Origin of the sequence: Nonomuraea lactucae (assembly GCF_003313395.1) — a bacterium.
GTDB lineage: Bacteria > Actinomycetota > Actinomycetes > Streptosporangiales > Streptosporangiaceae > Nonomuraea > Nonomuraea lactucae.
This window is the reverse complement of the sequence record NZ_QNFZ01000342.1, coordinates 1-678: the sequence shown is the minus strand read 5'-3', so window position 1 is coordinate 678 and position 678 is coordinate 1. Positions and strand designations below refer to the sequence as shown.

The 678-nt window shown below is 77.9% G+C and carries 1 protein-coding gene; it reads right to left on the bottom strand.

Features of this window, described 5'->3' with window-relative positions; genetic code table 11:
* A partial coding sequence (locus DQW85_RS21840) for a hypothetical protein (protein ID WP_162795198.1) occupies nucleotides 1–678 on the bottom strand: 678 nt, incomplete at both ends.

Genomic DNA, 678 nt, shown 5'->3' with positions numbered 1-678 from the left:
GGCCGGGGCGGCGGCCATGCCCCGCAGCGCGCCCGCCTTGCCGAGCCATGCGCGCGCCTTCACGTCCAGCCGGGAGCCGGCGTATGTGAGCGTCCCGTCCGCGACGGACACGGCGAGCCGGCCCGGCACGGGGCCGACGTGGCCGAGGACGCCGAACCGCACGTCGCCCCGGGTGACGTCGGCGTCGAGCGCGAGCCGCTGCCTGGCCGCGCGGAACTCGGCGGCGAACCCCGTGTCGGCCGGGCCGAACTCCACCCGCGAAAGGCCCTTGACCAGCACGCTCGCGTCGAGTTCGCCCGTGGACTGGTCGTAGTGGGCCGACAGGTGCGGGCCGGAGGGGGCCTTCGCGCCGTCGTGGTTGGTGACGGCGACCGCCGCCGAGCCGACCGGCCCGGACAGGCCGCGGAAGCGGTAGCCGGAGGCGTCCCACGAGGCGTCGAAGCGGGCGGGCACATCGGTCACGCGGGCGGCGGCCCGGACGAGACGGCCCTGGTGGGCGGCGCGGGCGAGGGCGGAGACCGAGGCCACGCGGCCGGTGGCGGTCCAGGCGAGGGTCCTGGCCTCGGTGTCGGCGACGAGCTTCGCCCGCTCGGGCACGCCCGCCACCTCGATCCGCAGGTCCTCGCCCTTCGGCTCGGTCACGTGCGCGGGGCCGGCGTACAGCCGGACGCGCTCGAC